Raw genomic sequence first — 13,594 nt, forward strand, 5'->3', positions numbered from 1 at the left:
TCGTTTATTCGCCCACTTTCTTCAAAAGTTTATTTTGGATAAAGGTGACGAGCAAAATAATGATGAACAAGATCACGGTTGCCGCCATTGCAATCCCCGGACGTCCGGCGATATGGAATTTGTCATAAATATAAAAGACTGCCGTCGTTGCACTGCGGGCGATCCCTGGCTGGCCGCCAAACAAGGCGTATACTTGGGTATAGACTTTAAAGGCACTGATCAGATTGACCGTCAACAAGAAAGCAAAAGTTGGGATCAATTGCGGAAAGGTGATTTTCCGAAAAATCTCGCCATCGGTAGCGCCAAACATTTTTGCGATTTTGTAGTGTTCTTTGTCGATGTTGCGCATTCCTGCCAACAAGATAATAATGTTGAAGGCGAGGCTCGTCCAAACGCCGAAGATGATCAAGGTCGTCATACTCATATTGACGTTATCTAGCCAATTGACTGGCGCAATGCCGACAAGACCTAGTAGATAATTAATGATCCCGTAAGAGCCGTTGAAAAAGTAACGAAACACGATCCCGATCGCAATCGTACTTGTGACATAAGGCATAAAGAAGATCGTTTCAAAAAAACTTTTGTATTTGACTTTTTCAAAAATGATCCAAGCAATCGCTAATGAGAGAACCAGCGAGATCGGCACGACCGCAAAAGCAAACAGCGCCGTATTTTGCAGTGCTCGAAAGAAGACTGGGTCCGTTAAAACCCTTTGATAGTTCTCAACCCCAGCATACTGTTGGTTAATCAAGGTTCCTTTTTGGAAACTCATGATGAAGGAACGAAACAGCGGATATACACTGAATAAGAAAATAATGACCAATGAAGGCAGTAAAAACAGCCATGCTTTCGGTTGGTTCTCAGGGTTATAATTTTTTTTGAACATTAGTAGACCCGCTCTCCTTTTTCATCAAAGATAAAGGCTTTTTTGTAATGAAAATCAAATGACACTTGCGCGCCTTCTTCAATGATTTCTTCAATACTAACGATCGATTTCATATGTTTGTCAGCCAGATCAAAGTTCAAGATTCGTTCTCGTCCGATCAGCTCCACACTCTTGACTTCCGTTTGGAACAAACCTGCTTGCAAGGTGGTCAGCACATCTTCTGGACGAATGCCTAACGTGTATTGGCCGTCTGTTAATGGTTTCTTGAAGCGAATGTCGGTAAAACGGGCAACTGGTACAGTAAAGGCAGGATGGATCATTTGTCCCTCTTTGACTTCTACTGGCAAGATGTTGATGATTGGATTACCAATAAATTTCGCTACGAAAAGATTGTTTGGTTCTAAGTAAAGGTTTTGCGGATCATCATTTTGTTGAATGATCCCCTCGTTCATCAAAATGATCTTATCACTGATAGAAAGAGCTTCTTCCTGGTCATGAGTCACGAAAATTGTGGTGATGCCCACTTCTTTGACTAACCGACGGATCTCTTCACGGATCTTCAAGCGCAAACGGGCATCTAAGTTACTTAATGGTTCATCCAGTAGTAAGACTTCTGGACTTTGCACCAAGGCACGCGTGATCGCTACCCGTTGCTGCTGTCCGCCAGAAAGGGTTCCTGGTTTTTTCTGACTTAACTCTTCAATATTGGTCAGTTTCATGAACTTTTCAGCAATTTTCTGTGCTTCGTTTTTCTTGATCTTTTTCTCTCCGACTGTCAGTGGAAACATGACATTTTCTAACACAGTCATATGGGGATAAAGGGCATAGTTCTGAAAAACAAACCCGATATTGCGGTCTTTCGGCTCCGTCTTAACAACGGAAGTACCATTAAAGCGGATATCACCATCGGTGGGACTTAACAACCCCGCGATCAAATTCAATATCGTCGATTTCCCGCAACCACTAGGTCCCAACAAACAAACCAAATCGCCTTTTTCTATTGTAAAATCTACTGCTTTCAAGGCTTCGAACTTATTATCAAAAACCTTCTTCAACCCGACTACTTCTATCAAAACTGCCCCTCCATTTTCTCTTTTTCCTCCGAATAGTTGACTGGCATTTCAAGTCACAAAAAAAACGAACTCTTGATGTTTCGGTCAAACGCTCAAAGAAATTCGATTTTAATCATAACAAACGAATGTTTTTATTCGATACTATTATTGTAAATGTTTTGTAAAAACCAATGGGAATTATGAAAGAATTTTTAATTAATTTACCAAACAATGAGAAAACAATGAGTGATTCAAAGGGAATTCTACCCGCTAATCCCGAACATTTCGTCATTTTTCGAAAATTTTCATGAAAAAATGAATGAATTTTATCAAATATACATACCTGTGTATAATAACACTATTTTTACACAGCTTTTTTATCAAAAGCACCCTTATTAAATACTTACTAAAATCGTCAGTATCTCTCCGATTAAAATAACAAAAAAGGACGGTTTTCCCAAAGAAAACAATCGTCCTTTTTCCCCTTCAGTTATTCGACTTCATCGATCGTCAACGTCAGCAATTTCGTTGAGACTTGCTCAAGAAAATAACGGTCGTGTTCAATGATCAGCATAGAAGGCTCCACCAAATGGATTACTTCCTCTAATTGCTTCTGATTGAAGACATCCAAATAATTCAGAGGTTCATCCCAGATAAACAATTCTGCTGGTGTTGCTAATGATTTGGCTAGTTCCACGCGTTTACGCTGCCCCATGCTCATTTGCTGGATCGGCGTTTGAAAAACAGCTCTTTCCAAGCCAAGTTTTTTCAAATTATTTAGCAGATCTTGATAATTCAAGCCATGTTCTTGGGCAAACTCTGTCAGCATCCCACAATTGTCCTCGTAGTTTTGTCGAACATAACTGATGGTGATCCCATGGGCTGTTTTGATCGTCCCTGTCTGCTGTCCTTCGAAAGTACCTAAAATACTCGCAATCAAACTGGACTTGCCAGATCCGTTGGCCCCTTGAATCCCCAAGCGCTCTTTTTGACGGATCGCAAACGTCAGCGGTTTAAACAAAGGCTTCTCATAGCCGAGCTGAAAATGCTCTGCTTCCAGCAACACGTCATGATGGCTAACAAGCGGGGTCATTTTCAGAGGATCGATCCACTCAATGTCTTTTAACAACGCAGACTTGTCTTGAATTTGATCTTCCATCCGTTTAACGATCGCTTTCGAGCGCTTCATGGTCCGTGCCGCTCGGGCACCGATCGCCCCCGTATCATAGATTGCCCCACTGCCTTTTTTGGTCGGCGACCCTAATTTGTCCCGTTCGCGTCCTCGGGACCACTCCGCTTTCTCGGCTGCCGTCTGCTTCAAACGACCGATTTCTTTTTTCAACTTGCTGTTTTGTTCTTGCTCATAGGCATCTTTTTGCTGCTTTTGCAGTTCATAAACTGAATAATTCCCTTTGTACAACACCAAGCGGCTTTTTTCGATCGCCAATACATGATCGACGACTTCATCGACAAACTGTCGATCATGGCTCACAACGATAAACCCGGTTTTTTGCTGCAAATAGCGGGCAACATGTTGGCGAGCGGTCACATCCAAATGGTTGGTTGGCTCATCGATCAAAGCAAAATTCTCTTCATCAACGAACAAACGCGCCAATAGAACTTTCGTTTGCTCGCCGCCAGATAAAGTGGCAAAGGGCCGCCAAAGAACTTCTGGATCAAGTTGCAGCAGGTTCAATTCTCGTTCCAAACGCCACTGCTCAAATTCACCGGATTCTTGTAAAACAAAAAGCGTCAGTTGCTGATCGTCAGCGACGGTTAAGGGAAAATAAACGAATTGCTGCTCATGGGTAATCGAGCCGCTATACGGCAATTCATTGAGCAGCAAACGCAGCAAGGTCGTTTTGCCGCGACCATTTCTGCCAATCAACCCTAATTTCCATTGAGTATCAAGGTTCAAGTTGGCATCCTCAAAAAGCAACCGTTCCTGGCTATCAAAGCCAAAAGTTAAATGATTAATACTGATATTAGACATAAATATACCTCGTCTCTATTCACGGAATAGAGTAGACTAAAGCTATTTTCAGAATCAGTTTTTAGAGGTACACAAAAAGATCCTCCATTGAAAAAGTCAACCAATCCTGAAAATCTGCAGACTATCCCCTTGGAGGAACAGTTTCATGCAGCTTTCAACAAATTGGTTAATTTTTCAATGGAGGATCCCTCATTTCGTTTAATAGTGCCCTAAGTATAGCATTGATCGACAAAAAAGCGCAAGCTTGCTATTCCTTGCTATTTCAACTTTATATTTTGTTCACAAACTATCCCCGCTTTTGATGGAAACACTTCATTAAAAAACAAAAAAAACCATCAGGTTGGTTAGTCCTGATGGCAAAAGGAGTAAAATGAAAAATAAAAAGGTTGTTGGTTGTGAATTCATTATACCTCCGATAAAAAAACTTTACATGTGAAAAACATAACAGTTAAATTAAATAACTCTTGTTTAACTTGAATGTTTATCATTTTTTTAACAATAAAGCGGTCATCCGTTGGATAGCAAAAGAAATTTCGTCCGTTGCTTCATCTTGCTTAGCTTCAGCTGCATCAAAGGCTTCTTGGTCGATTTTGTTATCCAGACTCAAAATCATCTCATCACAGCCGGCAACATATTTCATATACGCTCGCTCGAATTTTTTATGGATCCCCATCACATTCGCTGGTGGACGCAATTTGCTGATTTTTTCCAGCATCAAGCGGTATTTGTCCGTGCCTTCTTTAAAAATTCTGGTAATCTCAGCTAGCCGCTCAGGTGTTACCTCTGCTTCTTTCTTCTCGTCGATCGCTTTGCGGATCTCTTCATAATTGGGATTCATTTTCTCCCCGATTGCTTCTGTTTCTTTGACAAGATCGTTGATTGTTTGTACATAAAAACCTAAGTTTGGTCGCACAGTGGGTCCCCTACTTTCTTTGTTATTATCTTCTATTTTACCGTTTCTTGCTGCAAATGAAAAGGTCAAGAAACAGCCATAGGGTTTATCGAAAATAATCCAGCAAAAAAAGGCCTGCTGCCCATGGAGAAGGACAGCAGACCATTCGTTGTTTTTCTGTTTATTTTTGGCTTATTTGCGTCCCATTGCTCGTTGGATCGCTTTGACGATCTCAACGACTGGAATGATCGCAAAGGAGGCGCCTAAAACGATGCCCCATTGATACAAGTCAAGGTGTGCGACACGGAAGATATCGTTTAATCCTGGCACAATGAAGATCACTAGCATCAACGCAAAGGACAACAGGATCGCCCAGTTGAAGGCTTTGTTTCTAAATGCTCCTACTTTAAAGAGCGACTGATGGATCGATTTGACGTTGAAGGCATGGAACAATTGCATCAATCCTAACGTGGCAAAGGCCATCGTTAAGGCATCGGCATGGATCGCATCGTACGTATTGTGAACGGGCCATTGGATCGCTGACCAATAAACGAACAGCACGGTTGCCGCTTCTAAGATCCCTTGGTAGATGATACTACTCATCACACCACCGGAGAAGAAGTTGGAACTGCGTCCCCGCGGTGCATGCTTCATTAAATCTTTTTCAGCAGGCTCCATTCCTAAGGCAATTGCTGGGAAGGTATCCGTTACTAGGTTGATCCAAAGCAAGTGGATCGGCAATAGCGAGTCCCAACCCCACAAGGTTGCTAAGAACAAGGTCAAAACTTCCCCTAGGTTAGCGGCTAGCAAGTATTGAATCGCTTTTTGAATATTGGAGAAAACTTTACGTCCTTCTTCCACTGCTACGACGATCGTAGCAAAGTTGTCATCTGCTAGGACCATATCGGAAGCACCTTTAGAAACTTCGGTACCTGTGATCCCCATGCCAACACCAATATCGGCTTGCTTCAGTGATGGTGCATCGTTGACCCCGTCACCGGTCATGGCAACGACTTTGCCTTCTTGCTGCCAAGCTTTGACGATGCGGACTTTATGTTCCGGCGATACCCGCGCATAGACTGAATAGTGGGCTACCTTTTGGGCAAACTCTTCTTCGCTCATTTTATTGAGTTCAGCGCCGGTCAAGACAGCATCATCATCGCCCGGTTTGATGATCCCTAAACGTCCCGCAATGGCTTCAGCTGTATCCCGGTGGTCTCCGGTGATCATGATGGGACGAATCCCAGCTTCTTTGGCTAAACGTACCGCATCGGCTGCTTCTGCCCGTTCTGGGTCAATCATTCCGACTAAGCCAGCAAAGACCAAATCATTTTCGACGATTTCTGATTCTAAGTTTTCTGGCACTTGATCTACGTATTTGTAGGCCATTCCCAATACCCGCAGCGCTTGTTTTGCCATATCGGTATTGTTGAATAAGATTTTTTCTTTTTCTTCATTCGTCATTGGTAGCTCTTGGCCATCCAATAGTACTTTTGAGGTTCTGCCTAGTAAGACATCCGGTGCACCTTTGACAGCAACTAAATAGCGGCCGTCTTCTTGTTGGTGGATCGTACTCATAAGTTTTCGGTCAGAATCAAAGGGCAGATCCGCTATCCGTGGTTCTTGATTGACGAGATCCCGCACATGGAATCCTTGATCCATCCCGAATTGCACCAATGCGGTCTCGGTCGGATCACCGATCAAGTTGCCTTCTTCACCAAATTTTGTATCATTGGCAAAGTTCATGACTTTTAATGCCATGTTGTCTAACGGAATATCTTCTGAAGCAGCATGTTGTTTGTTATTGACATACAATTTTTCCACGGTCATTTGATTCAACGTCAAAGTACCAGTTTTATCAGAAGCGATAATATCCGTTGCCCCAAGGGTTTCAACCGCTGGTAATTTACGGATCACTGCATTTCGTTTCGCCATTACTTGCGTACCTAAGGCTAAGATGATCGTTACGATCGCTGGCAGCCCTTCTGGGATCGCCGCTACTGCTAATGAGATCGAAGTCAATAGCATGTCGACCCATGACGTATTGTTAAAGATCGTTCCAACAAAGAACATGATCACTGCAATGATAATGATGGCGATCGTCAGGAATTTTCCTAGTTCATTTAAGTTACGTTTCAATGGTGTTTCGGTTTCTTGGGCGCTAGCTAGCATGCCAGCGATTTTCCCAACTTCGGTTCCCATCCCTGTATTGACCACGACCCCTTTTCCGCGGCCATAGGTCACATTACTGTTTGAATAAGCCATATTGACGCGATCGCCGATCCCGACATCCGTCCCTTCGATGACAGTCAATTCTTTTTCGACTGGTACGGATTCACCGGTCAAAGCGGCTTCTTCAATTTTTAACGAACTTGCTTCTAAGAGGCGTAAATCTGCCGGTACGACATCGCCAGCTTCTAATAGGACAATATCCCCCGGAACCAATTCATCGCTCTTGATGGTGACGGTATGACCATTACGCAGGACATTGGCATTTGGTGTGGACATTTCTCTTAGTGCTTCGATGGCCTGCTCTGCCTTTGCCTCTTGAACAACACCCATGATCGCGTTGATAATGACAACTGCTAAAATAATAATTGAGTCCACGACTTCATGGGAAACGACTGCTGAGATAATCGCCGCCGCTAGCAAAACGATGATCATCAAATCCTTGAATTGCTCAAAGAATTTTTGTGCCATCGATTTCTTTTTGCCTTCTTCTAATTCGTTGGGACCATACTCAGATAAGCGTTTTTGCGCTTCATCGTTCGTTAATCCATTGGCATCTGTTTGCATTTCTTCCAGAACATGCTGCGCTTCTTGCGCATAAAACGCCTGCGATAGCTGCTCCTTTTTGTTTTCTTCTGACATGTTTCTCCTCCTTTTATACTTACTCTTCCTTTATTGTACATGATATGAAAAAAAATAGACTTATGTATGCACTGTCTAAGCATACATAAGTCTCACTGTTTAAGACAGCACCAGAAATTTCTTTCAGGATGGTGATACTGCCGCAGATAAAATCCGCCAATTACTCCCTCATGTTCATATCAATAACCTACATTATACAAAAACTTTTCGGGTCTGGCAATTTTATTTTCGCTGAAATTCAACAAAGAATTTCTCCTAAAAATCAAGCGATGACCGAGCCGTTTGGCATGCCTTTTGGCGCTTCCACGATTTGCAGGCGACCATCATTGTCTTCTGCAGAAAGGATCATTCCTTGGCTGACTTGCCCCCGCATTTTCCGTGGTTTCAAGTTGGCAACGATCACGACTTTTTTGCCGATCAAATCTTGTGGTTCTGGATAAAATTCAGCAATCCCCGATAAAATTTGACGATCTTGATCATCTCCCGCAGCTAAGCGGAATTGTAGCAGCTTGTCGGCCCCTTTGACTTTTTGACAATCAACGACTTCTGCCACTTTTAATTCGATCTTGTCGAAGTCTTCGTATTTGATCTCGGCTTTGTCTGATTGCAATGTGGTTTCTTCTGGATTCCATTTGACTGTTTCTTCTGGACTTTGTGTCCCTTCAGCCATTTTCTTTTGGATGTAGGCTACTTCTGTTTCAAGTTCCAACCGAGGGAAAATCGGTGTGCCTTTGGCAACGACTTTCGTGCCACTTGGAAATTCACCAAAGCGTAAATCTTTCAGATCCATGGCAACAGAAGCCAATCCTAATTGTTGGAAAATGTTGGCTGGTGTTTCTGTCATCACCGGTTGCAATAAGATCGCAACGATGCGTAAGCTTTCCGCCAAATGAACCATCACACTGTTTAATTCCGCGCGCTTTTCTTCTTCTTTGGCTAACACCCATGGTTGGGTTTCGTCAATGTATTTGTTGGCACGGGAAATCAATGTCCAAACTTCTGACAATGCCGTACTGAATTCCATTTTATCCATGGCTTCATGGTAACGACCAACCACATTGGCCGCAGTCGTTGACAGCTCGCTATCAAAAGGCGTTACTTTTGAGGCATAATCGGGCACTAAGCCATCACAATATTTATTGATCATGGCGATCGTCCGATTCAGCAGGTTGCCTAAGTCGTTGGCTAGATCGTAGTTCAAACGAGAAACGAAATCTTCTGGTGTAAACACACCATCGCTACCAAAAGGAACCGCCCGTAATAGATAGTAACGCAACGCATCTAAGCTGTAGCGCTCCACTAACATTTCTGGATAAACGACATTGCCTTTTGATTTCGACATCTTGCCGTCTTTCATCATCAACCAGCCATGACCAAAGATTTTTTTCGGTAAGGGCAAGTCTAAGGCCATCAGCATGATTGGCCAATAGATCGTATGGAAACGCACGATTTCTTTCCCAACCATATGCACGTCAGCTGGCCAGTATTTTTGGAACAAGGAATCGTCCTCTGAGCCATAGCCTAATGCCGTAATATAGTTAGATAACGCATCGATCCAAACATACACCACGTGTTCAGGACTAGCCGTGACAGGAATGCCCCATTTAAAGGTCGTTCTGGAAACAGCCAGGTCTTCTAAACCTGGTTTGATGAAGTTATTCAGCATTTCATTTTTGCGTGATTCTGGTTGAATGAACTCTGGATGTTCATCATAGTATTGAACCAAACGATCGGCGTATTTGCTCATGCGGAAGAAATAAGAAGATTCCTTCACCAATTCTACCTCATGACCGCTTGGCGCTTTGCCGCCGATGACTTTGCCCTCTTCATCTCGGTAAACTTCTGCTAATTGCGTTTCAGTAAAGTATTCTTCATCAGAAACAGAATACCAGCCTTCATATTCACCAAGATAGATATCTCCTTGATCAAGCAATTGCTGGAAGATTTTTTGAACGGCTGTTTTATGGTAGTCATCCGTTGTACGGATAAATTTGTCATAACTGATGTCTAGTGTGTTCCATAATTTCTTGACGTCAGCTGCCATTTTGTCGACGTATTCTTGCGGATCTACGCCAAGTTCTTCTGCTTTTTTCTCGATTTTTTGACCGTGCTCATCGACACCCGTTAAATAAAAGACATCAAAGCCCATCAATCGTTTGTATCGTGCTACCGCATCACAAGCGATCGTCGTGTAAGAATTCCCGATATGCAGCTTGCCGCTTGGATAATAAATTGGCGTCGTAATATAGAATGTTTCTTTTTCAGCCATGGACGCAAGTCCTCCTTTTCACTAGTAAAGTGTATACTTAGGTAGTATACAGTTCGCAACCCAAAAATGCTATAAATTTAATCAAAAAAGCGGACATAATAAGACCTTTCTTCATGCTCTAAAAGAAGCAAAGGAATCGTTTTCGTCCTTAAAACGCAGCAAATAAACCAGCAGATTTGAGTATTTCTTTTCTACTAATTATCATAGCGCAGATAGCCGTTCACTTCAATGTTCTAGGGGAAGAATCTGATCCTGACAACGAATCTCATAAGAAATAAAGGTGTTTTATCTCTCTTTGATTAACAGGTACTTCTTTTGCTATAATGAGGAAGACTTCTCTTATAGAAAGGAACGCTATGACTCGAAAAAACAAACAGCATTTTTTGCTTTTAACCGCGCTTTCTGTGGGGCACTTGCTCTTTTCAACCACAGGTTACCCCTTTTTGTTTGCTTACTTCAACAGCCATGATTACGCGGCGCTTTTTGCGACAGCGCTGGCAATCCTACGGGTAGCTTTTCTGCTATGGATCGCTCTTTGGGGCTATTTAGCACTCAAAGAACACCCTCGGTCTTCTTGGCTTTATCTCGCACTGTTTTTCATTAATTTGATCGTTCCTTATTTTTTCCGTTAAGGAAAACCATCGCGCTCAGTTACTTACTTTATCTAAGGCAGGAGAAACCAATGAAAGAATTTACCTCAAAATCAGCTGAAAAACACTACTATGAGAAAGAAGCTTCTGAAGCAGACTTTCTTACGTGGTATCAGACACAAGATCAGCCGAAATACGAGAAACCCTCCGTAACCGTCGATATGGTGTTGATGTGTTACAACAAAGAAGAAGAACAACTCAAAATTGCGCTGATCCAAAGAAAAGGCCATCCCTTCCGCAATTCTTGGGCATTGCCGGGGGGCTTCGTCAATCCGAATGAATCGACAGGCCAAAGTGTGATCCGTGAAACCCAAGAAGAGATCGGGGTCACCATCTCCAAACAAAACATCGAACAGCTGCACACCTTCAGCACCCCTGGTCGTGATCCGCGTGGGTGGGTAATCACCGTCAGCTATTTGGCATTTATTGGTGAAGAGCCCTTAAGTGCTGGGGACGATGCGAATCAGGTACGCTGGTTTTCTCTGGAAAGAAAAGCCAATCAAATCTATTTGACCAGCGGTGAGATCGAGATCATTCTTGACCTGGTGACTGGTGCCTCTGTTGGAAAAGATACGCTGGCTTTTGACCACAGCGCGATCATTCTCAAAGCCTTCAAACGGGTTGCCAACAAGATGGAACACGAGCCGCAAGTGCTTCTTGTGTTAGGCAAAGATTTTTCGATCACGGAAGCCCGCAAAGTATTCGCCAAGTTTTTAGGGATCGATTTTAAAATGATCGATCATTCCAACTTTAAAAAATCCATGCTTCAATATTTTACGGAGGTCGGCGAAAAGCCCGTTGGCATCGGGCGTCCCTCAAAGATCTATCGCTTAAATGACGCATTTTTAGGTGATAAAATGTAAAAAAATACAACCCCCTGCTAAACTGTAGTTTGGCAAGGGGTTGCTGGTTAATCATAATTAGTGAACGTGGTTCCTAGAAACAAAAATCATAAAGATTTTTTCTATACCCTAGGCGATCCCTGGCGTTCCTTCCAGTTCAAGCGGATCAGCTGCTCATTTCGCCTGAGAGCCGTTCCAGCTTCTGTTGGTCCTGCGTGTCCAACGTGACAAAACGCAGTTCTTTGCCGTACCACTGAGCCTTGTACTGGATTTTGCGAACAAACTGATGCCAGTCGCTGATGCTGTAATGACCGGCTTTTAGAACCGTTTCTTCAGCAATTTGTTCCAAATAGATCGTATCGTACTGTTTTACGAGATGATAACTGACTTGATCGATGAATTCCCGCTTTTGACAGCAGTGAAAACGATAGAGGCGAGCGACTTTTCCTTTTAGCTTCTGATAATTTCGTGCCTGAGTCAAAAGGATTTTTTTCCGTTTGACCGCCGTAGCTTTCACCTGAAGTTTGCGTTCTGCTCGTGTCAGCTTCTGTTTTGTTTGGATCGCATGCTCACAAGTGACCGGTACCGATTGGTTGGCTTTGATCAGCTGCTGCGGATCATAAACAACTGCGATAGACGCTTGCTGTTTCGGGAGTGGTGTGATCTCTTCCAAACAAAGAATCGAGATATAAAACTCTTCATTGTTTTTCGCTGAGATCGTTGCCGATTTGATTTTCCCTTTGATTTCCCGATGCTTTTTTACTGGAACCAGTGTTTTGAGCTTTGGCAGCTTGATTTGATCCTCTTCAAAGTAAATGGTGTGCTGCTGATTATTCGTAGTATACGATTGCCAAATACTTTTTTTGGTTTTCATTTTTGGAAAGCCAGCCCGCTTTTGGAAGTAATTTCGAAACGCTCGGTCCAGATTCCTTTGTGCATTCGCCAATGCCAAACTATCGGTCTCCTTCAAAAAAGGATACTCCTTTTTTAGTTTGGCTGGCGTCAACCCTTGCTTTGCTTCATTGTTGGCCAGCTCCTCCATCTTCGCCTCCAGCAGTTGATTGTACGTAAACCGAACACAGCCGAAGGTTTCGATGAAAAACTGTTTTTGCTGTCCATTAGGATAGATCCGAAATTTGTATGCTTTTAAAACACCCAGTTTCATCTCCTCCTAACACTCCCTATACCTTTGACGCTAGTTCCCCTTTTTTTGTGCTAACTTTTCTTGGTAGATCTTGGCTTCTTGTTTCGTGGCATAAACGAAATGTCCTGGTGCGATCTCTTCCATTGCTCGTTCTTGGTTATCGTTTGGTTCGCTGACGTATTTGATCCGTTTGCGTTGACGCTCATGGTCAGGATCTGGCAGCGGAATCGCTGATAAAAGACTTTCAGTATACGGATGGACCCCGTAATGATAGATTTCATCACTGGTTCCTACTTCTAGCAGTTTGCCGTTGTGCATCACGCCGATCCGATCGCTGATGTGTTTGACCATCGATAAATCATGGGCGATAAACAAGTACGTCAATTTATGTTCTTCTTGCAGATCTTGCAGCAAGTTGACAACTTGGGCTTGGATCGAAACATCCAATGCCGAGATCGGTTCATCACAAATGATGAATTTTGGATCGACGGCTAATGCTCGGGCGATTCCGATCCGCTGACGTTGTCCCCCTGAAAATTCATGAGGATAACGGGTCCCATGACTTGGGTTTAGTCCGACGGTTCGCAAGAGTTCATCCACCCGATCATTGCGTTCTTTTTCATTTTTAGCTAATCCGTTGATATCGATCCCTTCGGCAATAATGTCGCGAACTTTCATCCGTGGATTCAAGGAGGCATAAGGATCTTGGAAGACCATTTGAACTTCCCGGCGAAAATCAGCCAGCGGTTTCTTGCCTTTGATTTTCATAACATCTTGTCCATCAAAAAGAACTTCGCCTCCGGTAGGATTATTCAAACGAATCACCGTCCGTCCAGTGGTCGATTTTCCGCTTCCGGATTCACCTACTAGACCAAAGGTTTCTCCTTCATAGATTTGGAAGGAGATATCATCGACGGCTTTGACTTCGTCTTTGCGGCCAACGTTAAAATATTGTTTGAGATTCTTTACTTCAAGTAAAACTTTTTCCAACCGTT

General features: G+C 43.1%; 10 protein-coding genes. 2 read left to right on the plus strand and 8 right to left on the minus strand.

The window, feature by feature from the left end:
• Positions 1 to 4: 4 nt before the first annotated feature.
• The 6 genes from ACIPK1_RS03485 to metG all read right to left on the minus strand — a co-directional run bounded on the left by ACIPK1_RS03485 (position 5) and on the right by metG (position 9,963).
• Complete coding sequence (locus ACIPK1_RS03485; protein WP_086298263.1) at positions 5 to 886, minus strand: carbohydrate ABC transporter permease; 882 nt, start codon at positions 884 to 886, stop codon at positions 5 to 7.
• The gene (locus ACIPK1_RS03490; RefSeq protein ID WP_086298266.1) at positions 886 to 1,959 is read right to left on the minus strand and encodes an ABC transporter ATP-binding protein; all 1,074 of its coding nucleotides are present in this window, start codon (positions 1,957 to 1,959) and stop codon (positions 886 to 888) included. The genes ACIPK1_RS03485 and ACIPK1_RS03490 overlap by 1 nt, the downstream gene beginning before the upstream one ends.
• A 469-nt stretch (positions 1,960 to 2,428) precedes the next feature.
• Complete coding sequence (abc-f, locus tag ACIPK1_RS03495) at positions 2,429 to 3,931, minus strand: ribosomal protection-like ABC-F family protein (protein ID WP_086316601.1); 1,503 nt, start codon at positions 3,929 to 3,931, stop codon at positions 2,429 to 2,431.
• Between the two features lie 484 nt (positions 3,932 to 4,415).
• Positions 4,416 to 4,844 (minus strand): hypothetical protein, encoded by a 429-nt coding sequence (locus ACIPK1_RS03500; RefSeq protein WP_005228008.1) that lies wholly within the window; start codon positions 4,842 to 4,844, stop codon positions 4,416 to 4,418.
• Positions 4,845 to 5,015: 171 nt separating this feature from the next.
• Positions 5,016 to 7,694 (minus strand): cation-translocating P-type ATPase, encoded by a 2,679-nt coding sequence (locus ACIPK1_RS03505; RefSeq protein WP_086332708.1) that lies wholly within the window; start codon positions 7,692 to 7,694, stop codon positions 5,016 to 5,018.
• 262 nt (positions 7,695 to 7,956) lie between these two features.
• Positions 7,957 to 9,963, minus strand: coding sequence for a methionine--tRNA ligase (gene metG / locus ACIPK1_RS03510; protein WP_005233704.1), 2,007 nt, complete (start codon positions 9,961 to 9,963; stop codon positions 7,957 to 7,959).
• A 356-nt stretch (positions 9,964 to 10,319) separates the two neighbouring features.
• On the opposite strand from metG, the gene ACIPK1_RS03515 reads away from it, so the two are divergent.
• Both ACIPK1_RS03515 and ACIPK1_RS03520 read left to right on the plus strand, forming a co-directional pair.
• Complete coding sequence (locus tag ACIPK1_RS03515) at positions 10,320 to 10,595, plus strand: hypothetical protein (RefSeq protein WP_034872151.1); 276 nt, start codon at positions 10,320 to 10,322, stop codon at positions 10,593 to 10,595.
• A 50-nt stretch (positions 10,596 to 10,645) separates the two neighbouring features.
• Complete coding sequence (locus ACIPK1_RS03520) at positions 10,646 to 11,476, plus strand: NUDIX hydrolase (protein WP_301387826.1); 831 nt, start codon at positions 10,646 to 10,648, stop codon at positions 11,474 to 11,476.
• Positions 11,477 to 11,621: 145 nt separating this feature from the next.
• On the opposite strand, the gene ACIPK1_RS03525 is transcribed toward ACIPK1_RS03520, so the two are convergent.
• Both ACIPK1_RS03525 and ACIPK1_RS03530 read right to left on the minus strand, forming a co-directional pair.
• Positions 11,622 to 12,620, minus strand: coding sequence for an RNA-guided endonuclease TnpB family protein (locus ACIPK1_RS03525; protein WP_008379437.1), 999 nt, complete (start codon positions 12,618 to 12,620; stop codon positions 11,622 to 11,624).
• Positions 12,621 to 12,650: 30 nt separating this feature from the next.
• Entirely contained in the window at positions 12,651 to 13,589 is a 939-nt protein-coding gene (locus ACIPK1_RS03530; protein ID WP_005233685.1) for an ABC transporter ATP-binding protein, read from the minus strand.
• Positions 13,590 to 13,594 lie beyond the last annotated feature (5 nt).

This window comes from Enterococcus sp. NPDC086594, from assembly GCF_044746145.1.
Taxonomy (GTDB): Bacteria; Bacillota; Bacilli; order Lactobacillales; family Enterococcaceae; genus Enterococcus_D; species Enterococcus_D entomosocium.

Bases quoted from the DNA above. Each gene is read 5' to 3' on its own strand.
- ACIPK1_RS03520 (WP_301387826.1), top strand. From the start codon at position 10,646: ATGAAAGAATTTACCTCAAAATCAGCTGAAAAACACTACTATGAGAAA.
- ACIPK1_RS03505 (WP_086332708.1), bottom strand. From the start codon at position 7,694: ATGTCAGAAGAAAACAAAAAGGAGCAGCTATCGCAGGCGTTTTATGCG.
- abc-f (WP_086316601.1), bottom strand. From the start codon at position 3,931: ATGTCTAATATCAGTATTAATCATTTAACTTTTGGCTTTGATAGCCAG.
- ACIPK1_RS03515 (WP_034872151.1), top strand. From the start codon at position 10,320: ATGACTCGAAAAAACAAACAGCATTTTTTGCTTTTAACCGCGCTTTCT.
- ACIPK1_RS03525 (WP_008379437.1), bottom strand. From the start codon at position 12,620: ATGAAACTGGGTGTTTTAAAAGCATACAAATTTCGGATCTATCCTAAT.
- ACIPK1_RS03485 (WP_086298263.1), bottom strand. From the start codon at position 886: ATGTTCAAAAAAAATTATAACCCTGAGAACCAACCGAAAGCATGGCTG.
- metG (WP_005233704.1), bottom strand. From the start codon at position 9,963: ATGGCTGAAAAAGAAACATTCTATATTACGACGCCAATTTATTATCCA.